The sequence below is a fragment of the Pseudomonas sp. TR47 genome, from assembly GCF_044143025.1.
GTDB lineage: Bacteria > Pseudomonadota > Gammaproteobacteria > Pseudomonadales > Pseudomonadaceae > Aquipseudomonas > Aquipseudomonas putida_E.
Genome location: NZ_JBHFCS010000006.1, coordinates 236,147 through 256,799 on the forward strand (window position 1 = coordinate 236,147; position 20,653 = coordinate 256,799).

Here is a 20,653-nt window from a genome sequence, read left to right on the forward strand (position 1 = left end):
GCACCGGTTCAATCATGCTCAAACCTATCCTGCTGGTAGAAGACAACCCCCGGGACCTGGAGCTGACGCTCCTGGCCCTGGAGCGTAGCCAGTTGGCCAACGAGGTCATCGTTCTGCGCGACGGCGCTGATGCCCTCGACTATCTGCTACGGCGTAACGCCTATGCCGCGCGCGACGACGGCAACCCCGCCGTGTTGCTACTGGACCTGAAACTGCCCAAGGTCGATGGCCTGGAAGTGCTAAGGGAGGTGCGTGCCACCCCCGAGCTGCGCAGCATCCCGACGGTGATGCTGACCTCGTCGCGGGAAGAGCCCGACTTGCTGCGGGCTTATGAACTGGGGGTCAACGCCTACGTGGTCAAGCCCGTGGAGTTCAAGGAGTTCGTCGCGGCGATTTCCGACCTCGGCGTGTTCTGGGCCGTGCTCAACGAACCACCACCTGGCTCGCTACGCCTCAACCGGCGTGGCAGCAACTGAGGCCCGCCGCGAACATGCTGCCAACGCCGCTCAAATTACTGATGGTCGAAGACAGCTCGCTGGATGCCGAGCTGACCTTGCTAAGCCTGGAGCGCAGCGGACTGCAGCTGCAGTCGCAGCTGGTGTTCGATCATGTCGCCGCCGAGCATGCCCTGCACGAAGCCAGCTATGACCTGATCCTTTGCGACTGCGTGCTGCCCGGCTCGTCCGGTACCGACGTGCTGGCCATCGCCCAGCGCCTGGCGCCGGATACGCCGTTCATCTTCCTGTCGGGCATATACGGTGAGGAGCACGCGGTGGAAATGATCCGCCTGGGTGCCACCGACTACGTACTGAAGAAAAACCTGTCGTTGCTGCCCAAGGCAGTGCGCAGGGCGCTTACCGAAGTGCAGGAACGTCAGCGTCGCCGCCGTGCCGAAGAAGCCCTGGCGGACCTTGAGGCACGCGCCCGGATTGCCATCGATGCAGCCGGCATGGGTACCTGGGACTTTCGCCCGGAAGAAGGGCTGCTGATCTGGGACGACCGCTGCAAGACGCTGTTCGGTCTGCCGGTAGACACCGAGATGAGCCTTGACGTTTTCTATGCCGGCATCTATCCAGAAGACGTGCAACGGGTGCGCGAAACGGTGGAATACGCCATGCGCCCGGACAGCGACGGGCTTTACCGGGCCGAATTTCGCATTGCCCAACCCAACGGCCTGGAACCGCGCTGGCTGCTCAGCAGCGGTCAGAGCCAGTTTGTCGATGGCCGCTGCACACGCTTTTCGGGCGTACTCCAGGACATCCACGCCCAGCGCCTGGCGACCCAGGCGCTCAAACAGCTCAACGAAATGCTCGGCGAGCGGGTCGAGCGCCGTACCCGCGAGCGTGACCGGGCCTGGGAGCTTTCCCAGGACTTGCTCGCGGTGCTCAACAAAGACCTCACACCGGTCGCACTGAACCCTGCCTGGGAGGCCAGCCTGGGTTTCTCGCGCGAACGCCTGAGCCAGACCTCGTTATTGCAGTTGCTGCCCGAACCGGACCAGGAAGCACTGCTGACCGAACTCGCCTCCCTCGCCCATGGCCGCACCAGCGCGCGCTTCGTCGGCCGTATCCAGCATGCAGGCGGCCAGTTGCGCTGGCTGTCATGGGTGGTGGTACCGGAAGACACGCTGCTCTATGTGGTAGCCCGCGACATCACCAGCGAGCGCGAAGCAGCCATGGGCCTGGCCGACGCCAACGACCGCCTGCGCGAACAGATCACCGAGCGCGAGCGCATAGAGGCAGCGTTGCAGCAGATGCAACGGCTGGAGGCGGTCGGCCAGCTCACGGCGGGTGTTGCACACGACTTCAATAATCTGCTGACAGTCATCCTTACCGGCTCAAGCTTCCTTGAGCGCGACCTGGACAAAGGTGACCTGGAAAAAGCGCGCAAACGCCTGACGCATATCCGCGAGGCGGGTGAACGCGGCGCCAAGCTGACCTCACAGCTGCTCGCCTTCTCCCGCCGCCAGCGCCTGGAACCGGTACCGCTGAACCTCAACCGCACCTTGGGCGGCCTGGAGGAATTGCTGCGCCGCACCTTGGGCGGGAGCATTTCTGTGCGCCTGGACCTGGACCACAGCCTGTGGCAAGCGCTGACCGACCCGACCCAGACCGAAATGATCATTCTCAACCTGGCGATCAACGCCCGCGACGCCATGCCCGACGGTGGCCAGTTGACGCTGGCCACACGCAATACCCGGATCAAGGCCCGCCCGCAGCGGCCGGAAGACCCGGAGCCGGGCGAGTACGTGATGCTGAGCATCCGCGACACCGGCTGCGGCATGAGCGAAGAGGTGGTGGCCAAGGTGTTCGAACCCTTCTTCACCACCAAGGACATCGGCAAAGGCTCGGGCCTGGGGCTGGCCCAGGTGTTCGGCTTTGCCAAGCAGTCTGGTGGCGGTGTGCGCATCGACACCGCGCCTGGGCATGGCACCCAGGTTGCCGTTTACCTGCCCGCAGTGAAGCATGAGCTGGCGGCGGACCCGGTGATCCCGGCTGCGTCGCAGTCCATCAGCGACAGTGGCCGCGACCGCACGGTGCTGCTGGTGGATGACGACCACCTGGTGCGCGACATGCTCGGCGATGTGTTGCGCCAGTACGGCTATCAGGTACGCCAGGCACACAGCGGCGAACAGGCATTGGCCCAGCTGGACGACGAGATCGACTTGTTGCTGACCGACTTTGCCATGCCCGAATTCAACGGTGCCCAACTGGCTTTGGCCGCACGTGAACGGCATCCGCGCTTGCCGGTGGTGTTTCTGACAGGGTATGCCGAGCTGGAAGGGCTGGATTTGCCGGACAGCCTGGTGATGCAGAAGCCGGTGCAGGCTGAGGAACTGGCCCGCGTGCTGGATGAACTGCTGCGGGTGAACAGGTAATCGCGCTGTAGCTGACAGGGCCCATTGTCGTCAGCTGGCGATGGGCTTGCGCAAACGCCAGAAACGAAAAAACCCAGCGTCGATAGTCATCTGCACTGAATCAGGAATGGATGTTTAACGAGAAAATGGCAGGGGCGGCTGGATTCGAACCAACGCATGGCAGGATCAAAACCTGCTGCCTTACCGCTTGGCGACGCCCCTGTATCGGATGCAGCGTTAGCTGCTCTGACCATTCCAACTGAGTGACAACTGGGTTGTTGTCTTGGAATGCGCGGCACTTTAACAACATTCTTTGCACCTGGGAAGCCCCTTGCGCAAAAAAAATGCTTTAAAACAGCAGGTTAGTGTTTTGCGGGCCGTTCACACGCCGCAAAACGACCATCCGTCGCATTTAATCCGCTTGGCTTCAACACAATCGCATCGCGCCCTTCCAATCAGATAAGCCATTTGCATTGACCAAGGAGGATGCCATGCCCGTTTCCCACGACCTGTACCAGGACCTGCACTACCCCCGCGAGATCGTCCAGCAGCGCCGTCAACAGGACAAGACCCTTGACCGAATGCTCGACGAGTACGTCGACATCGACAACCAGGTACTGGCTGCCGAGGCGATTTCAGCAGGTAACTTTCAGGACGACGACCTGCGCCACCTCAAGGAGCGCCGGCTGGCCATCAAGTACATGATCGAGCGTCAGCTGGAACGCAAGGTTTGAGTTATCCGGCCAACTGATAGAAGCCCCGCACTTTTTCTATTGGTTAAAAGGGCCGACCTGGGGCAAGCTGCGCGCTGACCTTCCTGTGCCCAAGGAGCTTAGCTTTTGTCTGCCTGGATCCCCTCCCCCCTGCGCCAACTGGGCCAACGCCTGCGACCCGCCACCTCCAGCCAGAGCGAACTGCTCGCATGGTTCGAAGACAAGGCGCGCAGCCGTGGCTATCAGCTCAGCGCGGGCCAGCGCCGGGTCATCCAGGCCATGGCCGAGCAGCTTGCCCGCTTGCCCGGCGAACCACGCAGCCTTTACTTGTACGGGTCGGTTGGCCGCGGCAAGAGCTGGCTGCTGGACGGTTTTTTCCAGGCAGTGCCGATCGAGTCGAAAAAACGCCTGCACTTCCATGATTTTTTTGCCCGCCTGCACCAGGGCATGCACCGTCACAGGCTGCTGGACGATGCCCTTGGCGCCACGCTGGACGCATTGCTGGGCGACTGCAAGGTGCTGTGTTTCGACGAATTCCATGTGCATGACATCGGTGATGCCATGCTGCTCACCCGCCTGTTCAATGCCTTGTTCGCGCGTGGCATCTTCGTGCTGGTGACTTCGAACTACGCCCCCGAGGGCCTGCTGCCCAACCCGCTGTATCACGAGCGATTCCTGCCGGTGATCCGCCTGATCCATGGCCGCATGGAGGTCCTTGAAGTGGGCGGCGACACAGACTTTCGCAGCCTGCCGGCCAACCGCGAACACCAGCGCTTTACCCAGGGCCATTATGTATGGCCGGGCGGTGCGGCCCAACGCCTTGCGCTGAAGGTGCCGCCCGCGCACCCGCTCACGCTTGAGGTGAACAAACGCAACCTTCGCGCGCTCGCCAGTCACGGCAGGCTGGTGATGTTCGCCTTTGACGACCTGTGCGAGCAGCCCACAGCAGTGATCGATTATCTGCAGCTTGCCCAGCAATATGATGCCTGGATCATCGACGGGCTGGATGACCTCTCGGAGTGCTCATTGGCAGCGCAGCAGCGCTTCGTCAACCTGGTGGATGTGCTGTACGATCAGGACTGCCAGGTGACGGTGATCGGGCAGCGGCGGCTGGAAGAGAGCCTTGGCGGCACCATTGCCGACCTGATGCGCACCCGCAGCCGGCTGGGGCAGTTGCATCAGGTCGGCCCGCAGGATTTCATCGGCTGAACCCTCGCATTCACGCGCTAGCCAGGCCAACCGGTCAGCCTGCCCTGGGCAGGTCCGCCAGCACCGCTTCGATCTCTTTGAGCACCGCCGGATCATCCAGTGTCGAGGGCGGCACATACGCCTGGCCATCGGCGATTTTGCGCAGCACCGCCCGCAGGATCTTGCCCGAGCGGGTCTTGGGCAGCCGTTTCACCAAGCGCACCCGGTTGAAGCAGGCCAACGCGCCGATCGCTTCACGCACCCTGCCCACCAAGTCCACCAACAGTTGCGCCTCGGTAATGCCCTCCCCGTCCTTGAGCACTACCAGCGCCAAGGGCACCTGGCCCTTGATCTCGTCATGCACACCGATTACCGCGCATTCGGCCACCGCAGGGTGGCACGCCACCAGGTCCTCCATTTCGCCGGTGGAAAGGCGATGGCCGGAGACGTTGATCACGTCATCGGTTCGCCCCATGATGTAGACGAAGCCATCGTCATCCAGGTAGCCACCATCACCGGTGTGGTAGTAACCCGGGTAAGTCTGCAGATAAGCCTGCAGGTAGCGCTCATGATCGCCCCACAAGGTCTGGCTGCAACCGGGCGGCAGCGGCAGAGCGATGACGATGGCGCCCTGATGGTTCGGGCCCAGCAAGTGCCCATCGTCATCCAGCACACGTACGTGATAACCCGGCACCGCGCGGTTGCTCGAACCCGGACGCGCCGCGCTGCCCTCCAGCCCCACGCATGGCGCGGTGACTGGCCAGCCAGTCTCGGTCTGCCACCAATGGTCGTGCACCGGCTTGCCGGTAACCCGTTCCAGCCATTGGTGGGTGCTTGAATCGAGCTTTTCCCCGGCCAGGAACAACTGGCGCAGCGAACTCAAGTCATGCCGGCGGATCAGCTCGCCATCCGGGTCCTCCTTACGGATCGCCCGCATGGCGGTCGGCGCACAGAACAAGGCATTGACCCCATACTGCTCAACCACACGCCAATAGGCCGACGCATCCGGGGTGCGGATCGGCTTGCCTTCGTAGAACACCGTGGTGCAGCCGCTCATCAGTGGCCCATAGACGATCAGCGAATGGCCGACCACCCAACCCACATCGGAAATGCCCCACCACACATCACCGGCCTGCATGCCGTAGATGTGGCGCATGGCATAACAGAGGGCGACCGCGTTGCCACCGTTCTCACGGACGATGCCCTTGGGTTTGCCCGTGGTGCCAGAGGTGTACATGATGTAAAGCGGGTCTGCCGACTCCAGCTCGACCGCAGGCACCGGCTCGGCATTTACCAGCGCTTGCTGCCAGTCAAGGTCGCGGTTTGGCTGCAACCCGGCGCTGGCCTGGGGCCGCTGCAGCACCAGCACGTGGCGCGGCTGATGGCGAGCCAGTTGCAGCGCGCGGTCGACCAGCGGCTTGTACTCGATCACCCGGTCGAACTCCAGTCCGCAGGACGCCGTCAGCAGAAGGGTTGGCCGCGCATCATCGATACGCAGGGCCAGCTCGTTGGCTGCAAAGCCACCGAACACCACCGAGTGCACCGCACCGATACGCGCGCAGGCGAGCATGGCCATGGCCGCCTGCGGCACCATCGGCATGTAGATGATCACCCCATCGCCTTTGCCCACCCCCAGCTGGCGTAGCAACCCGGCCAGGCGCGCCACCTCGTCACGCAGCTGGTTGTAGGTGAACGCCTGCTGCACACCGGTCACGGGGGAGTCGTAGATCAACGCCATCTGCTCGCCACGGCCCAGCTCGATTTGCCGATCGAGGGCCAGGTAGCAGCTGTTCAGGCGGCCGTCGGCGAACCAGCGATGGGTGCCGTCCGGGTTTTCTTGCAGCGTCAGGGTGGGTTTGCGGTACCAGGCCAGATGTTCGGCCTGTTCGGCCCAGAAGGCAGCAGGGTCGGTAATGGAATGGGCGTAGCTGTGCTGGTAGGTCATGTTGATGGCAACCCGGTACTTGTTGTTATTGAAGGGCGAGCCTTGAGTATGGACCGCCACGCACCGGCCGCCATGGGACTAAAGTCACAACGCATATGCAGATTTGCAGCGCTGGCGAAAGCGCCCCATAACGGTGCAAAGCCTCTAGAATAGGCAACCCTTCCCGCCACAGAGCAGCCCATGGATATCGAGCAGGCCCGAACCTTTCTGGAAGTCGTACGGTGCGGCAGCCTCGTCGCCGCCGCCGAGCGCCTGTTCGTGTCACAGACCGCCATCACCGCCCGCGTGCAGCGCCTCGAGCAGCAACTGGGCTGCCAGCTGTTCGTGCGTAGCCGCAACGGCGCCAGCCTGACCAGTGATGGCGAAGCCTTCGTCAGCTATGCCAACCAGCTGGTGCAGACGTGGGAGGCCGCGCGCCGTGACCTACCGCTGCCTGAAGGCTGCCAGCAAGTGCTGCACGTAGGGGCAGAAGTGAGCCTGGGCAACCCGATGCTGCTTGACTGGGTCAGCGCCTTGCACTGCGCATTGCCCAGCCACGCCATCCGCAGCGAGGTCAGCGACGGTGAGTCCTTGCTGCGCAAGGTAGAGATGGGCCTGCTGGACGCCGCACTGGTCTATCAGCCCACCTACGGCCCGGGCCTGCAGGTAGAGCAGTTGATGGAAGAGAAGCTGATCCGCATACGCCGGGTCGAGCAACCCGACCCGTACATCTACATCGACTGGGGCGAGGCCTTCCGCCGCCAGCACGACGCCGCCCTGCCCGACTGCGCGCGACCGGCGCTGAGCTTCAACCTCGGGCCGCTGGCCCTGCAGTTCATTCTCGACAAAGGCGGCAGCGGCTATTTCCGTACCCGCGTGGTGCAGGCGTATCTGGACAGCGGGGTATTCGAGCGGGTGCCGCAAGCCCCAGAGTTCACCTACCCGACCTTCCTTGTCTACCCGCGCAAGCGCGACAGCGAGGCCCTGCAACAGGCCTTCGCGGTGCTGCGCCGGCTGGTGGCCTCCGGCGCCAGCGATTGGTCACAACGCTGGGACCCGCTGATCTGAAACGCTGCCAGCGCCACTGAGCAACTGGCGCTTGAGGCCGGCGATCAGGTCGGTCTGGGTGATCACACCGACCAACTGGTCGCCATCGATCACTGGCAGGCAGTGCAGCCCTTGCTCGCACAGCAGGGGCAGCAGGCGTTGCAATGGGTGCTGGCTGCTGACACTGATGACCTGCCGGCTCATCACCTGCTCCATACGCACGGCCTTGCCCGCGAAAAGCCCCCGCCAGCTGAACCGGCCACGCTGCATGGCCGGACCGAGCAGATCGCTGAGGCTGACGATACCCACCAGCTTGCCCTGTTGCAGCACCGGCAGGGTTTTCAGGTGATGACTGGCGAGCATCTTCCAGGCCTGTTCCAGGGTGGTGTCGGGGGCGGCGAACTGCACATCGCGGGACATCACCGAAGCTGCGCTGATCCCGCCCAGGCTACGCTGCAGGGCATGCTGCTCGGTGGCCAGGATGATGCGCTCCAGTTCATCGCGGGTGACGTCGACGAACTCACCCAACTCTTCCAACGCCTGATCCAGGTCCGCACCACTGACCCCGACCCGCTCGCTGGGCAACGGGTCGTGGGTGTGGTGCTGGTCCTTGCGTGGCGCAGCACCCTTGGGGTAATGCACGCCGGTCAAACGGTTGTAGACCACTGCCACCGTCACCAGAATCAGCGCGTTGAGCAACACGGGCTCCAGCAGGTGGTCGCCCAGCGCCGTCAGCCCTGAATCGGCCAGCACCGCGCTCACCGCAACACCGCCACCCGGCGGGTGCAGGCAGCGCAACAGGCACATCAGCAAAAGCGAGATGCCCAAGGCAGCCGCCGCAACCCACAGGTGGGGGCCGAACCCCTCGCGCATGGCAAGGCCCACTGCGCCCGCCAGCGCATAGCTGCCCAGCACTGGCCAGGGCTGGGCCAACGGCCCGGAATGCACGGCGAACACCAGCACTGCCGAAGCCGCAAGAGGGCCCAGCAGGTGCAAGGCGATACCAGGCCCGTAGGCCATACCGGTCAACCAGCCGGCGAGGAACAAACCGAGCAGCGCGCCGATGCCGGCACGCAGCCATTGTTTTGGAGGAATATTCAGGGGCGACGGCAACAGCCGCTGCAGGCGACTTTCGGAACGCAAGGCAGTCATTCAAGTAATCGTGTTTGTGGTTCTGATCAAAAGAAAGCCCAGCCGAACTGGCCTGGGCCCTAGGGGCTCCGTCCGTGGAGAGATGGAAACCGCAGGGTTTCGTCAGGGGATTGTGCCGCCCAGTGTCGGGCTTGGGCCAATTCAAAAAAATGCGGCTGTACTGCAGTTTTTTTGCAGTGCGGCTGCCGGCGACAGGGCCAGAGAGGGTCAGCGCACCTTGCGCGGTAAATCGATACTCACCCGCAACCCGCCCAAAGGGCTCTGGAGCAAGGCCAAAGACCCACCCCAGGCATCGACGATATCCCGCACGATTCCCAGCCCCAGGCCATGCCCATCCACTTGCTCATCCAGCCTCGAACCGCGCTCCAGCACCTGCAGGCGCTGGCTTTCAGGTATGCCCGGACCGTCATCGTCGACCCACACCTGATAGCCTTCGGTGGTCGGGGCTATGCCCAGGCGCACTTCGCTGTCAGCCCATTTGCAGGCGTTATCCAGCAGGTTGCCAAGCAGCTCCAGGAAGTCCTCCCGGTCCCAAGGCAGCAGTAACCCTGGCGGTACATCGCGCTCGAGCAGCAAGCCTTCGCCATGGATCATGCCCAAGGTGGCGAGCAACCCCGGAAGCTCGGTATCGCAGTCGAATTGAGCGCCAGGCAGCGCATCCCCAGCCAGGCGCGCCCGGTTCAGTTCGCGTGCCAGGCGCTGCTGGATCTGCTCCAGTTGCTCGCGCAGTTGCGCACGCACTTCGGGCAAGCCATTCAGGCGCTCGCTGGACGCCAGGCTCAGCAGCACCGCCAATGGCGTCTTCAATGCATGACCCAGGTTGCCCAACGCGTTGCGCGAACGGCGCAGGCTGTCTTCGGTATGGCTGAGCAGATGATTGATCTGACCTACCAGCGGTGCCAGCTCGCTGGGCACTTGGGCATCGAGCTGCGAGCGCTGGCCTTGCTGCAACTGAGCAATCTGCTGACGCGCCCGCTCCAGCGGGCGCAACGAGCGGGTGACGGTGATGCGCTGCAACACCAGCACCAGGATCAGCGCCACCAGGCCCATCCCCAGGCCGATCTGCTGCAGGCGCCGGAACCCCTCGCGCACAGGCGAGTAATCCTGGGCGACGCTGATCGAAATGTCCTGGCCCAGCCGCCGGTAATTGGCACGCAGCGCAAGCAACTGCTGGCCTTCCGGGCCCAGCTCGTGGCTATCGGAGAGACCGGGCGCGGCCGGTTTCGGCATGTCCAGGTCCCATAAAGAGCGCGAGCGCCAGGTGCCCTTGTCGAAATCGATGCGGAAGTAGTAACCGGAAAACGGCCGTTGATAGGCGGCGGAAATGCGCCGCTCATCCAACTGCAACCCCGAAGGCCCGCGCACCAGCGCCACCAGCAGGTTCTCGCTTTCCTTGCGCAGGCCGTTTTCCAGATAGCGCTGCAAACCGGCCTCGAACAACCACAAGGTAAGCTGCGCAAGCACCACCCCGACCACCACCAATACGGCTACAAGGCCCAGGCTCAAGCGTGCCTGAATCGATTTCACCCGGTGCTCCCGGCGTAGATGTAGCCTTGCCCGCGGCGGGTCTCGATGACACTGCGGCCCAGCTTGCGGCGCAAATGGTTGACGTGCACTTCGAGCACGTTGGAGTCACGCTCGGTTTCACCGTCGTACAAGTGCTCGGCCAGGTGGCTCTTGGAGAGGATCTGTTGAGGGTGCAGCATGAAGTAACGCAACAGGCGGAACTCCGCAGCGGTCAGCTGGACGTCCACCCCCTCGCGGCTCACGCACTGGCGGCTTTCGTCCAGGTGCAACCCGGCGGCTTCAAGACGGGGCTGGTTGGCAAGGCCCTTCGCCCGGCGCAGCAGCGCCTGAATGCGCAACTGCAGCTCTTCAGGATGGAAGGGCTTGCTCAGGTAGTCGTCGGCGCCAGCCTTCAACCCCTCGATGCGCTCGGCCCACGAGCCTCGCGCGGTCAGGATCAGCACCGGCGTGGCCAGACCTGCGGCACGCCACTGCGCCAGCACGTCCAGCCCCGGCAACCCCGGCAGGCCGAGGTCCAGAATGATCAAGTCGTAGGGTTCGCTCTGGCCCTGGTATACCGCGTCCCGGCCGTCGGCCAGCCAGTCCACGGCATAGCCCTGGCGCTGCAGGCCAGCGATCAGTTCGTCAGCCAGGGGGACATTGTCCTCGACAAGCAACAGGCGCATTCAGTCGTCTTCCTCGTCTTTGAGCAGGGCACCCGTGCTGGCATCGAGTTTGATCTCGCGCACCACGCCTTCGGTGGTCAGCAGCTCGACTTCGTATTCGTAGCGATCATCGTCTTCTTCCAGCTCCGCCTCCAGCAACCGCGCCCCGGGGTGGCGCCCCAGGGCGGTCTCGAGCAATTGCTCGAGCGGCAGAATCACGCCTTTCTGGCGCAACTGCAGGGCCTCATCCTGATCCAGGTCGCGAGCAACGGCCAAGGAGCAGACGGCCAGCAGCGAGAGCGCCAGGTAGCGCGCCGACCGGGTCAAGTGGATCATCAGCGGTCCTGTTCGTCCTTCAGCACTTCACCGGTCTTGGCGTCCAGGTCAACGTCCCATTCGACGTTCTGGGTGTCACGCATCTCGACCTTGTAGATGTAGCGACCGTATTCGTTTTCCAGCTCCGAATCGGTGACGGTGGCGCCCGGGTGCTTGGCAACGGCAGTGGCCTTGAGCTCATCCAGCGACTTGATGGTCTTGGCATTCACCAGCTTGACCACTTCGTCAGGCTGGACGTCCTTGGCCAGGGCGACGTTGGCACCGAAAGCAAGCGCAGCGGCAGTGAACAAGGCAGTCAGGGTTTTCATCAGGTTCTCTCCATCGAGGTGTGCAATTTGTCTACGGAGTTAAGATTATCCACCGGTCCTTAACTCAACCTGAAAATAGCTGGCGCCATGATAGCGCAGCGCATCAACCAGCGACTCCCTATAATGGCCCTCCTGTGAGTTGCGAGGCCGTCCATGAGCGCCATCCATATCAAGTACCCGGCTCTGACCCTGAAGGCCGGCAAACGTGCCCTGCAGCAGATCCGCGAACGCGGGCTGCAGGCAGCGGACGTCGGCGTGGTACCGGGTGCCGCTGGCGGGCCCAAACCACTGGGGATTCAGGGGTTGGACCTGGCGCTGTTCGGCGAGTGGCTGCCATCGGCGCCCCGCCAACGGGCATTGATCGGTGCATCGATCGGCTCCTGGCGCTTCGCCAGCGCCTGCCTCGATGACCCGATCGCTGGCATCCGCCGCCTCGGTGAACTGTATACCGAACAGGACTTCGCCAAAGGTGTGACCGCAGCCCAGATCAGCCGCAGCTGCCAGCAGATGCTCGACGACCTGCTGCAAGGGCGCGATGGGCAGATCCTGGCAAACCCGTACTACCGCCTGAACATCCTGGTGGTGAAGAGCCACGGCCATCTTGCCCACGACCACCGCGGCCGGTTGGGGATGGGGCTGGGCTCGGTGATCGCCAGCAATCTGCTGGGGCGCTCGCGCCTGGGCCGGCATTTCGAACGGGTCATCCTGCACGATGAGCGTGCCGCCCCGCCGCTGGATCAACTCACAGACTTTCCCTCACGCTACCTGCCACTGGGCCAGGGCAACCTGCGCCACGCCCTGCTCGCGTCCGGCTCGATCCCGATGGTCATGGAAGGCGTGCGCGACATCCCCGGTGCGGGTGCGGGCACCTACCGCGACGGCGGTTTGCTCGACTATCACCTCGACCTGCCATACCGCGGCGACGACCTGGTGCTTTACCCGCATTTCACCGACAAGGTCGTGCCTGGCTGGTTCGACAAGGCGCTGCCATGGCGCAAGGGCGATGCCACGCGCCTGCGCAATGTGCTGTTGGTGACGCCGTCACCGCAGTACCTGGCCGCACTGCCCTTCGGCAAGCTGCCCGACCGCAACGACTTCAAGCGTTTCATGGGCGATGCACCCAGCCGCAAGCGCTACTGGTACCAGGCCATTGCCGAAAGCCAGCGGCTGGGTGACGAACTGCTGGAGCTGATCGCCACCGGGCGGCTGCACGAACGCCTGCAAGCCTTGTAGCGACCATGCTGGTAGACTGCGCGCATCTTCGATACACACAGAGTTCTGACCGTGGAAATCTTTAAGGAATTTACCTTCGAATCGGCCCACCGCCTGCCTAACGTCCCGGCCGGGCACAAATGCGGCCGCCTGCATGGCCACTCGTTCAAGGTCGGCCTGCATCTGACCGGCCCGCTTGACCCGCATACCGGCTGGATCCGCGACTTTTCCGAAATCAAGGCGATCTTCAAGCCGATCTACGAGCAGTTGGACCACAACTACCTCAACGATATTCCAGGCCTGGAAAACCCCACCAGCGAGGTCATCGCCAAGTGGATCTGGGAGCAGGTCAAGCCGCTGCTGCCGGAGCTGTCCAAGGTGCGTATTCATGAAACCTGCACCAGCGGCTGCGAATACAGCGGCGATTGACTGGCGCTGCGCTACACGAGCACGGGGTCAAGCCTTGGCAACGAGCGGACGAGGGTGAGGCGGCACACAAGGGTTAGACACCTGCAGGCTGAACTGGCCACGCTCGCCTCGACGGTTGTTGAGGTATGCAACCCGCTCCACCCGTCGCCTCACTTGCCGACCGTCTGCGCTATAGAGCTTCAGGTTCAACAGCACTTGCCCTTCTTGCAACTCCTGTGGATCCAGGCCAGGGATATGCCACAGTGGCGTTCGCCGCCCGGCGGTCAGCTTGTACAGTGCCGTCTCCAGATCGACAGGCGGGTCGGCGGGTAGCACCACGGATGTCCCGAAGGGGTCTCGCAACGCCAGTCTGGCGGGGTCGTCCTTGCACACACCGGCATCCGAACGCGCCGGGTAAAAGCCCAGATAACCGTTCCGACTGACGTCGAGCCAGTATTCCAGTGAAGGCCAACGGTCGACGTTATTGCCCTCATATGCCGGGCGGATCTCGTAAACGAAGCCCGTTGCAAGTCGATAGACACCAAACCAGAAAGCGTCACAAAACGCACGCTTACGAGCCTCGCGCCCCCAGAGCGAGTCAATCAGGAGCGATTGCAACATTTCCTCGCCGTAGTCCAGGCTGGTCATCAGCCAACCATCGTCACCGTTCCAGTCATCGAATTCGACCCAGAACGGCCGGGTGATTTCATCATCGTCAATCTGGGCGGCCCGCAATGGTGCATCCAGCAATTGCCAGCGGCATGTCGCGGTAAAACTCAGCAGCGGTTCAAAACAAAGCTCCGCCATCATCCAAACTCCCTACGCTCGATAAAAAACGCACAGTGGCGCCTTTTCAAGGCAGGGGGCAGGAAGAAGGCTTACCTCAGTTCGGTACGCAGGAACCCCGGCGCGATATAGCGCTGGTAATGCGCCTCGGACAACAAAAAGAATTCGCGGTCGATGGCATCGCGCAACTGCGGCAGCTCCCAGTCCCGAAACTCGGGCAGCAACGCCATCCCGTACGCTTCCAGGTCGCGAATCAGGCGGGCACCGCGTGCAATCAGCTGATACGCCCAACAATACTCAGACTGCTGCTCGACAAAGCGGATGGAGCGCTGCTGCAGCTGCTGACGCAGCAGGTTCGTATCGAACACTTCCAGCTTGGCCATCATCACCTGTACCAGCAACTGTTCCAGGCGCAGCAAAACGGCACGCTTGTGATCGTCGTCGTAAGCGTTCCAGTGGATGACTTCGTGATGGAAACGCTTGCAGCCACGGCACACCGTGTCTCCATACACCGTGGAGCAAAGGCCGACGCAAGGGGTCTTGATGGACTGGTTGGGCATGGAAAAACAACGGCTTGGCGGTGGAACACAGGCCCATGTTAGCCCTTTGTCTAACCAGGGTCACTCGTTAAAGTCATGTTCGCCGCCTTACCTTCTGCGACAATTTGCCGTAGAATCATCCCGCCTTTTCAAGGCAACAATGTCCGTTGGAAGCTGTTTTCAAAGCGTCACGAGCACAGTTGATCCGGTAGAACGGCGTTGGCCCGGGCCATGCACCCCTCGCATGCCCGCGCCAGCCCTCATCAGCCCCCGTTCTGCAGGCGTAAAACTTTGAAAGCAGCTTCTGTAAGGATTCTCTGCGACCCTGGCTGGGCGGCCCAAGAAGCCGTGATGGCGCATGGGTGCAGAGAATGCTGGATGAGCGTCCCGGACTCCCTTTAGGGACCACTGATGAGGGTAATAACTGTGCTTGAAGCCTACCGCAAACACATCGAAGAGCGTGCCGCCCTGGGTATCGTGCCCCAGCCGCTGAACGCCGAACAAACCGCAGGCCTGGTCGAGCTGCTGAAAAACCCGCCGGCCGGCGAAGAAGCCTTCCTCGTAGACCTGATCACCCACCGCGTTCCACCAGGAGTCGACGAAGCTGCCTACGTCAAGGCCGCTTTCCTGTCTGCCGTGGCCAAGGGTGAAGCCAACTCGCCACTGATCGACCGCAAGCACGCCACCGAGCTGCTGGGCACCATGCAGGGCGGCTACAACATCGAAACGCTGGTCGCGCTGCTGGATGACGCCGAACTGGGCGCCGTCGCGGCCGAAAAGCTCAAGCACACCCTGCTGATGTTCGATGCCTTCCACGACGTGGCCGAAAAAGCCAAGGCGGGCAACGCTCACGCCAAGGCCGTGCTGGAATCCTGGGCTGCCGGCGAGTGGTTCACCTCGCGTCCGGCCATCGCCGACAAGTACACCCTGACCGTGTTCAAGGTGCCCGGCGAAACCAACACTGACGACCTGTCCCCTGCCCCGGACGCCTGGTCGCGCCCTGACATCCCGCTGCACGCCCTGGCCATGCTGAAAATGGCCCGCGACGGCATCGAGCCGCAGCAGCCGGGCTCGGTCGGCCCGCTGGCGCAAATCGAAGCGGTCAAGGCCAAAGGCTTCCCGGTCGCCTACGTCGGTGACGTGGTCGGTACCGGTTCTTCGCGCAAATCCGCCACCAACTCGGTGCTGTGGTTCTTCGGCGACGACATCCCGTACGTGCCGAACAAGCGCGCCGGTGGCTTCTGCTTCGGCACCAAGATCGCCCCGATCTTCTACAACACCATGGAAGACGCCGGTGCCCTGCCGATCGAATTCGACTGCACCAACCTGGGCATGGGCGACGTCATCGACGTCTACCCGTACAAAGGTGAAGTACGCCGTCACGACAGCGACGAGCTGGTCACCAGCTTCGAGCTGAAAACCGAAGTACTGCTGGATGAAGTCCGCGCTGGCGGCCGTATCCCGCTGATCGTCGGCCGTGGCCTGACCGAAAAAGCCCGTACCGAGCTGGGCCTGGGTGCATCCGACCTGTTCAAGAAGCCAGAGCAGCCTGCCGATTCCGGCAAGGGCTTCACCCTGGCTCAGAAAATGGTCGGCCGTGCCTGCGGCCTGCCCGAAGGCCAGGGCGTGCGCCCAGGTGCTTACTGCGAGCCGAAGATGACCACCGTCGGCTCCCAGGACACCACTGGCCCGATGACCCGCGATGAGCTCAAAGACCTGGCGTGCCTGGGCTTCTCCGCTGACCTGGTGATGCAGTCGTTCTGCCACACCGCGGCCTATCCGAAGCCGATCGACGTCACTACCCACCACACCCTGCCAGACTTCATCCGCACCCGTGGCGGCGTGTCGCTGCGCCCAGGCGACGGCATCATCCACAGCTGGCTGAACCGCATGCTGATGCCTGACACCGTCGGTACCGGTGGTGACTCGCACACCCGTTTCCCGATCGGCATCTCGTTCCCGGCCGGTTCCGGCCTGGTGGCCTTCGCCGCCGCCACCGGCGTCATGCCGCTGGACATGCCAGAGTCGATCCTGGTGCGCTTCAAGGGCAAACTGCAGCCAGGCATCACCCTGCGTGACCTGGTGCATGCCATCCCTTACTACGCCATCCAGCAGGGCCTGCTGACCGTCGAGAAGAAAGGCAAGAAAAACGCCTTCTCCGGCCGCATCCTGGAAATCGAAGGCCTGGACGAACTGACCGTCGAGCAAGCGTTCGAACTGTCCGACGCCTCGGCCGAGCGTTCCGCTGCCGGCTGCACCATCAAGCTGCCGGAAAAGGCCATCGCCGAGTACCTGAAGTCGAACATCACCCTGCTGCGCTGGATGATCGGCGAAGGCTACGGCGATGCCCGCACCCTGGAGCGTCGCGCCCAGGCCATGGAAGCCTGGCTGGCCAAGCCTGAGCTGCTGTCGGCTGACGCCGATGCCGAATACGCCGAAATCATCGAAATCGACCTGGCCGACGTCAAGGAGCCTGTGCTCTGCGCGCCGAACGACCCGGATGACGCCCGCCTGCTGTCGTCGGTACAGGGCGAGAAGATCGACGAAGTGTTCATCGGTTCGTGCATGACCAACATTGGTCACTTCCGCGCTGCCGGCAAGCTGCTGGAAAAGGTCAAGGGCGGTATTCCGACTCGTCTGTGGCTGGCTCCGCCAACCAAGATGGACGCCCACCAGCTGACCGAAGAAGGCTACTACGGCATCTACGGCAAGGCCGGTGCGCGCATGGAAATGCCAGGCTGCTCGCTGTGCATGGGTAACCAGGCACGTGTGCAGACCGGTTCGACCGTGGTCTCCACGTCGACCCGTAACTTCCCGAACCGCCTGGGCGACGCCACCAACGTCTACCTGGCATCGGCCGAGCTGGCTGCTGTCGCATCGATCATCGGCAAGCTGCCGACCGTCGAGGAGTACATGCAGTACGCGAAAGACATCGACAGCATGGCTGCCGACGTTTACCGCTACCTGAGCTTCGACCAGATCGCCGAGTTCCGCGAAGCTGCGGCCAACGCCAAGATCCCGGTTGTTCAAGCGTAATCAGCGGTACGCTACAAGAAAAAACCCCGGCATCAATGCCGGGGTTTTTTGCTTTTGCTCGCCTCAGATCACGAACAAATCCACAAACCGGTGCACCGCCGTTACCTCCAGCCGCTGCTGATCCTCGCACAGCTCGAAAATCTCCAGGCAACGCTGGGGCGCAAACCGCGTCGCCAGGTTGTCCCTGAACTTGGCCTCCAGCAAAGGGATGCCCTCGCCGCGCCGGCGCCGGTGCCCGACCGGGTACTCCACCACCACCTGCTCGGTACTGCTGCCATCCTTGAAGAACACCTGCAAGCCATTGGCGATCGAGCGTTTGTCCGGCTCCAGGTATTCACGGCTGAAACGAGGGTCCTCGACCACCTCCATCTTTTCGCGCAGACGGTCGATGCTCGGGTGGGCGGAGTGGAAGGCATCTTCGTAATGCTCGGCCACCAGATGGCCGAATATAAGCGGCACCGCCACCATGTACTGCAGGCAGTGGTCGCGATCGGCAGCATTGGCCAGCGGGCCGACCTTGGAGATGATGCGAATGGCCGATTCCTGGGTGGTGATGACGATACGGTCGACTTCGTGCAGGCGGTTGCGCACTTGCGGGTGCAGGCTGACCGCGGCTTCGCAGGCAGTCTGGGCGTGGAACTCGGCCGGGAAACTGACCTTGAACAACACGTTCTCCATCACGTAGCTGGCCAACGCCTGCGGTACCCGCAGCGTCTGCTGGGCAGACGGCTTGAGCGCCAGGTCATTGTTGGTATGGCTGAACGACACGTCATAAAAGCCCCACTGCGGCGCGGTCAGCACCCCGGGTACCCCCATCTCGCCACGCAGCGCGATATCGGCCAGGCGCACACCACGGCTCGAAGCATCGCCGGCGGCCCACGACTTGCGCGAGCCAGCGTTGGGTGCATGGCGGTAGGTGCGTAAAGCCTGGCCATCGACAAAGGCATGGGACAAGGCCGAGAGCAATTGTTCACGGTTGGCCCCCATCAGCTTGGCGCACACGGCCGTGGAGGCCACCTTGACCAACAGCACGTGGTCGAGGCCGACACGATTGAAGGCGTTTTCCAGCGCCAGCACACCCTGGATCTCATGGGCCATGACCATCGCCTCGAGCACTTCACGCATGAGCAGAGGGCCTTCACCTTTGGCTACCTGCTTTTGCGACAGGTGATCGGCCACCGCGAGGATCCCCCCAAGGTTATCGGAAGGGTGGGCCCACTCGGCGGCAAGCCAGGTGTCGTTGTAATCCAGCCAACGCACGGTGCAGCCGATATCCCAGGCGGCCTTGACCGGGTCGAGCCGGTAGCTGGTGCCGGGCACCCGGGCGCCATTAGGCACCACTGTTCCCTCCACCAGCGGGCCGAGGTGCTTGGTGCACTCTGGAAAGCGCAGGGCCAACAGGCCGCAGCCCAAGGTGTCCATCAGGCAATTGCGCGCGGTGTCCAGCGCCTCGGGGGATTCGACGCGGTAGGTGAGAACGTAATCGGCAAGGGTTTGCAGCACCCCGTCGTAGTCAGGACGCTCGTTCAGGTCCACGTTGGCGCTCATTTGCAGCTCCTTTGATTGGGGCTGCTACGCAGCCCATCGCCGGTGAACCGGCTCCCACACGGTCAATGCAGGAACCGGATTGCCAGCGACGGGCCGCGCAGCGGCCCTGCTGGTTCAAAGCCAAGCGCCAATGGTGCGTCAGAAGCTGTCGCCAGGCACCCTTACCCAGCCTTCCATCAACACCCGGGCACTACGACTCATGATTGCCTTGGTGACCGTCCACTCACCATCCACCTGGCTGGCCTGAGCCCCGACCCGCAAGGTGCCGGAGGGATGGCCGAAGCGCACGGCACTGCGCTCGCCCCCGCCAGCAGCGAGGTTGACCAACGTACCTGGAATGGCAGCAGCGGTACCGATGGCCACCGCAGCAGTACCCATCATCGCGTGGTGCAACTTGCCCATGGAAAGTGCACGCACCAGCAGGTCGATGTCAGCCGCCTCGACAGCCTTGCCACTGGACGCAGTGTAGGTGCTTGGCGGCGCAACGAAAGCCACCTTCGGCGTGTGCTGACGCCCGGCCGCCTGGTCGACATGCTCGATCAGCCCCATGCGCACGGCGCCATGGGCACGGATCGCCTCGAAACGCGTCAGCGCCTGGGCATCGCCGTTGATCGCATCCTGCAGCTCGGTACCGGCATAGCCGACATCGTCGGCATTGACGAAAATGGTCGGGATCCCCGCGTTGATCAAAGTGGCTTTGAAGGTACCGACACCGGGCACCTCCAGGTCATCCACCAGATTGCCGGTAGGGAACATCGCCCCGCCGCCTTCGCCCTCATCGGCCGCCGGTTCAAGGAACTCCAGCTGCACCTCAGCCGCCGGGAACGTCACACCGTCGAGTTCGAAGTCGCCGGTTTCCTGCACTTCGCCCTCGGTGATCGGCACATGAGCGATGATGGTCTTGCCGATATTGACCTGCCAGATACGCACGGTGGCAATGCCATTACGCGGGATGCGCGACGGCTCGACCAAGCCACTGCTGATGGCGAACGAGCCGACAGCAGCAGACAGGTTGCCGCAGTTGCCGCTCCAGTCGACGAAGGCCTTGTCGATGGCTACCTGGCCGAACAGGTAGTCGACGTCGTGCTCGGGCTTGGTGCTAGGTGAAAGGATCACGGTCTTGCTGGTGCTTGAGGTGGCGCCGCCCATGCCGTCGATCTGCTTGGCGTAGGGGTCGGGGCTACCGATGACCCGCAGGAGCAGTGCGTCACGGGCCGGCCCTGGGACTTGGGCTCGTTCAGGGAGGTCTTGCAGGCGGAAGAACACGCCTTTGCTGGTGCCGCCGCGGATGTAGGTGGCGGGGATCTTGATTTGTGGTGCGTGTGCCATGGTTGTGCTGTCCTGATAGTCCGGCGAAATACCCTTGGGGCTGCTTTGCAGCCCTTCGCGACGCAAGGCCGCTCCTACAGCCCCGGTAGGAGCGGCCTT

At 63.1% G+C, this 20,653-nt stretch carries 18 protein-coding genes and 1 tRNA gene; 8 read left to right on the plus strand and 11 right to left on the minus strand.

The genetic code is table 11. The features are described 5' to 3' along the window. The first annotated feature begins 14 nt into the window (after positions 1–14). Complete coding sequence (locus ACEWE8_RS09405; protein ID WP_046787299.1) at positions 15–476, plus strand: response regulator; 462 nt, start codon at positions 15–17, stop codon at positions 474–476. Positions 477–490: 14 nt separating this feature from the next. Next, the gene (locus ACEWE8_RS09410; RefSeq protein ID WP_367904135.1) at positions 491–2,878 is read left to right on the plus strand and encodes a response regulator; all 2,388 of its coding nucleotides are present in this window, start codon (positions 491–493) and stop codon (positions 2,876–2,878) included. Positions 2,879–3,004: 126 nt separating this feature from the next. On the opposite strand, the gene ACEWE8_RS09415 is transcribed toward ACEWE8_RS09410, so the two are convergent. Further along, a tRNA-Gln gene (locus ACEWE8_RS09415) sits at positions 3,005–3,079 on the minus strand. A gap of 269 nt (positions 3,080–3,348) precedes the next feature. Between ACEWE8_RS09415 and ACEWE8_RS09420 the strand changes: the two genes are divergently transcribed. Both ACEWE8_RS09420 and zapE read left to right on the plus strand, forming a co-directional pair. Further along, positions 3,349–3,591, plus strand: a complete 243-nt coding sequence (locus ACEWE8_RS09420; RefSeq protein ID WP_039602799.1) for a hypothetical protein — start codon at positions 3,349–3,351, stop codon at positions 3,589–3,591. A 105-nt stretch (positions 3,592–3,696) separates the two neighbouring features. Continuing rightward, entirely contained in the window at positions 3,697–4,779 is a 1,083-nt protein-coding gene (zapE, locus tag ACEWE8_RS09425; protein WP_046787300.1) for a cell division protein ZapE, read from the plus strand. A gap of 34 nt (positions 4,780–4,813) precedes the next feature. Here zapE and ACEWE8_RS09430 read toward each other — a convergent pair whose 3' ends face one another. Next, positions 4,814–6,703 (minus strand): propionyl-CoA synthetase, encoded by a 1,890-nt coding sequence (locus tag ACEWE8_RS09430; RefSeq protein ID WP_046787362.1) that lies wholly within the window; start codon positions 6,701–6,703, stop codon positions 4,814–4,816. Between the two features lie 180 nt (positions 6,704–6,883). Between ACEWE8_RS09430 and ACEWE8_RS09435 the strand changes: the two genes are divergently transcribed. Beyond that, positions 6,884–7,750 carry a LysR family transcriptional regulator gene (locus ACEWE8_RS09435; RefSeq protein ID WP_039602801.1) on the plus strand — a complete coding sequence of 289 codons (867 nt, stop codon included), beginning with the start codon at positions 6,884–6,886 and terminating at the stop codon, positions 7,748–7,750. On the opposite strand, the gene ACEWE8_RS09440 is transcribed toward ACEWE8_RS09435, so the two are convergent. The 5 genes from ACEWE8_RS09440 to ACEWE8_RS09460 all read right to left on the minus strand — a co-directional run bounded on the left by ACEWE8_RS09440 (position 7,724) and on the right by ACEWE8_RS09460 (position 11,696). Then, positions 7,724–8,881, minus strand: coding sequence for an HPP family protein (locus ACEWE8_RS09440; protein WP_046787301.1), 1,158 nt, complete (start codon positions 8,879–8,881; stop codon positions 7,724–7,726). The genes ACEWE8_RS09435 and ACEWE8_RS09440 overlap by 27 nt on opposite strands. Before the next feature lie 207 nt (positions 8,882–9,088). Further along, the gene (locus tag ACEWE8_RS09445) at positions 9,089–10,408 is read right to left on the minus strand and encodes a sensor histidine kinase (protein ID WP_046787302.1); all 1,320 of its coding nucleotides are present in this window, start codon (positions 10,406–10,408) and stop codon (positions 9,089–9,091) included. Beyond that, positions 10,405–11,073 carry a response regulator transcription factor gene (locus ACEWE8_RS09450; protein WP_046787303.1) on the minus strand — a complete coding sequence of 223 codons (669 nt, stop codon included), beginning with the start codon at positions 11,071–11,073 and terminating at the stop codon, positions 10,405–10,407. Before ACEWE8_RS09450 ends, ACEWE8_RS09445 begins: the two co-directional genes overlap by 4 nt. Continuing rightward, a complete protein-coding gene (locus tag ACEWE8_RS09455; RefSeq protein WP_012313687.1) occupies positions 11,074–11,388 on the minus strand; it encodes a PepSY domain-containing protein in 315 nt (104 codons plus the stop codon). Next, positions 11,388–11,696, minus strand: a complete 309-nt coding sequence (locus ACEWE8_RS09460) for a PepSY domain-containing protein (RefSeq protein ID WP_046787304.1) — start codon at positions 11,694–11,696, stop codon at positions 11,388–11,390. The genes ACEWE8_RS09455 and ACEWE8_RS09460 overlap by 1 nt, the downstream gene beginning before the upstream one ends. Positions 11,697–11,849: 153 nt before the next feature. Here ACEWE8_RS09460 and ACEWE8_RS09465 point away from each other — a divergent pair, with 153 nt between their 5' ends. Together ACEWE8_RS09465 and queD are read left to right on the plus strand one after the other, a co-directional pair. Continuing rightward, positions 11,850–12,929 carry a hypothetical protein gene (locus ACEWE8_RS09465; protein WP_046787305.1) on the plus strand — a complete coding sequence of 360 codons (1,080 nt, stop codon included), beginning with the start codon at positions 11,850–11,852 and terminating at the stop codon, positions 12,927–12,929. Between the two features lie 51 nt (positions 12,930–12,980). Next, positions 12,981–13,337: a 6-carboxytetrahydropterin synthase QueD gene (queD, locus tag ACEWE8_RS09470; protein WP_012313684.1), complete on the plus strand. Its 357-nt coding sequence runs from the start codon at positions 12,981–12,983 to the stop codon at positions 13,335–13,337. A 27-nt stretch (positions 13,338–13,364) separates the two neighbouring features. Here queD and ACEWE8_RS09475 read toward each other — a convergent pair whose 3' ends face one another. Both ACEWE8_RS09475 and ACEWE8_RS09480 read right to left on the minus strand, forming a co-directional pair. Then, on the minus strand, positions 13,365–14,126 hold the full coding sequence (locus tag ACEWE8_RS09475) for a hypothetical protein (protein ID WP_046787306.1): 762 nt from the start codon (positions 14,124–14,126) through the stop codon (positions 13,365–13,367). A gap of 68 nt (positions 14,127–14,194) precedes the next feature. Continuing rightward, complete coding sequence (locus ACEWE8_RS09480; RefSeq protein WP_046787307.1) at positions 14,195–14,662, minus strand: DUF1289 domain-containing protein; 468 nt, start codon at positions 14,660–14,662, stop codon at positions 14,195–14,197. A 405-nt stretch (positions 14,663–15,067) separates the two neighbouring features. On the opposite strand from ACEWE8_RS09480, the gene acnB reads away from it, so the two are divergent. Beyond that, complete coding sequence (gene acnB / locus ACEWE8_RS09485) at positions 15,068–17,677, plus strand: bifunctional aconitate hydratase 2/2-methylisocitrate dehydratase (protein ID WP_046787308.1); 2,610 nt, start codon at positions 15,068–15,070, stop codon at positions 17,675–17,677. Between the two features lie 63 nt (positions 17,678–17,740). Here acnB and prpD read toward each other — a convergent pair whose 3' ends face one another. Then, positions 17,741–19,225, minus strand: coding sequence for a 2-methylcitrate dehydratase (gene prpD, locus ACEWE8_RS09490; RefSeq protein ID WP_046787309.1), 1,485 nt, complete (start codon positions 19,223–19,225; stop codon positions 17,741–17,743). A gap of 138 nt (positions 19,226–19,363) precedes the next feature. Then, entirely contained in the window at positions 19,364–20,554 is a 1,191-nt protein-coding gene (gene prpF, locus ACEWE8_RS09495) for a 2-methylaconitate cis-trans isomerase PrpF (protein ID WP_046787363.1), read from the minus strand. Positions 20,555–20,653: the final 99 nt, after the last annotated feature.

What these genes read in the sequence shown, in the direction of transcription:
- ACEWE8_RS09405 (WP_046787299.1), top strand. Translation starts at nt 15, where the DNA reads ATGCTCAAACCTATCCTGCTGGTAGAAGACAACCCCCGGGACCTGGAG.
- ACEWE8_RS09410 (WP_367904135.1), top strand. Translation starts at nt 491, where the DNA reads ATGCTGCCAACGCCGCTCAAATTACTGATGGTCGAAGACAGCTCGCTG.
- ACEWE8_RS09420 (WP_039602799.1), top strand. Translation starts at nt 3,349, where the DNA reads ATGCCCGTTTCCCACGACCTGTACCAGGACCTGCACTACCCCCGCGAG.
- ACEWE8_RS09430 (WP_046787362.1), bottom strand. Translation starts at nt 6,703, where the DNA reads ATGACCTACCAGCACAGCTACGCCCATTCCATTACCGACCCTGCTGCC.
- ACEWE8_RS09435 (WP_039602801.1), top strand. Translation starts at nt 6,884, where the DNA reads ATGGATATCGAGCAGGCCCGAACCTTTCTGGAAGTCGTACGGTGCGGC.
- ACEWE8_RS09440 (WP_046787301.1), bottom strand. Translation starts at nt 8,881, where the DNA reads ATGACTGCCTTGCGTTCCGAAAGTCGCCTGCAGCGGCTGTTGCCGTCG.
- ACEWE8_RS09450 (WP_046787303.1), bottom strand. Translation starts at nt 11,073, where the DNA reads ATGCGCCTGTTGCTTGTCGAGGACAATGTCCCCCTGGCTGACGAACTG.
- ACEWE8_RS09455 (WP_012313687.1), bottom strand. Translation starts at nt 11,388, where the DNA reads ATGATCCACTTGACCCGGTCGGCGCGCTACCTGGCGCTCTCGCTGCTG.
- ACEWE8_RS09460 (WP_046787304.1), bottom strand. Translation starts at nt 11,696, where the DNA reads ATGAAAACCCTGACTGCCTTGTTCACTGCCGCTGCGCTTGCTTTCGGT.
- ACEWE8_RS09465 (WP_046787305.1), top strand. Translation starts at nt 11,850, where the DNA reads ATGAGCGCCATCCATATCAAGTACCCGGCTCTGACCCTGAAGGCCGGC.
- ACEWE8_RS09475 (WP_046787306.1), bottom strand. Translation starts at nt 14,126, where the DNA reads ATGATGGCGGAGCTTTGTTTTGAACCGCTGCTGAGTTTTACCGCGACA.
- ACEWE8_RS09480 (WP_046787307.1), bottom strand. Translation starts at nt 14,662, where the DNA reads ATGCCCAACCAGTCCATCAAGACCCCTTGCGTCGGCCTTTGCTCCACG.
- prpD (WP_046787309.1), bottom strand. Translation starts at nt 19,225, where the DNA reads ATGAGCGCCAACGTGGACCTGAACGAGCGTCCTGACTACGACGGGGTG.
- prpF (WP_046787363.1), bottom strand. Translation starts at nt 20,554, where the DNA reads ATGGCACACGCACCACAAATCAAGATCCCCGCCACCTACATCCGCGGC.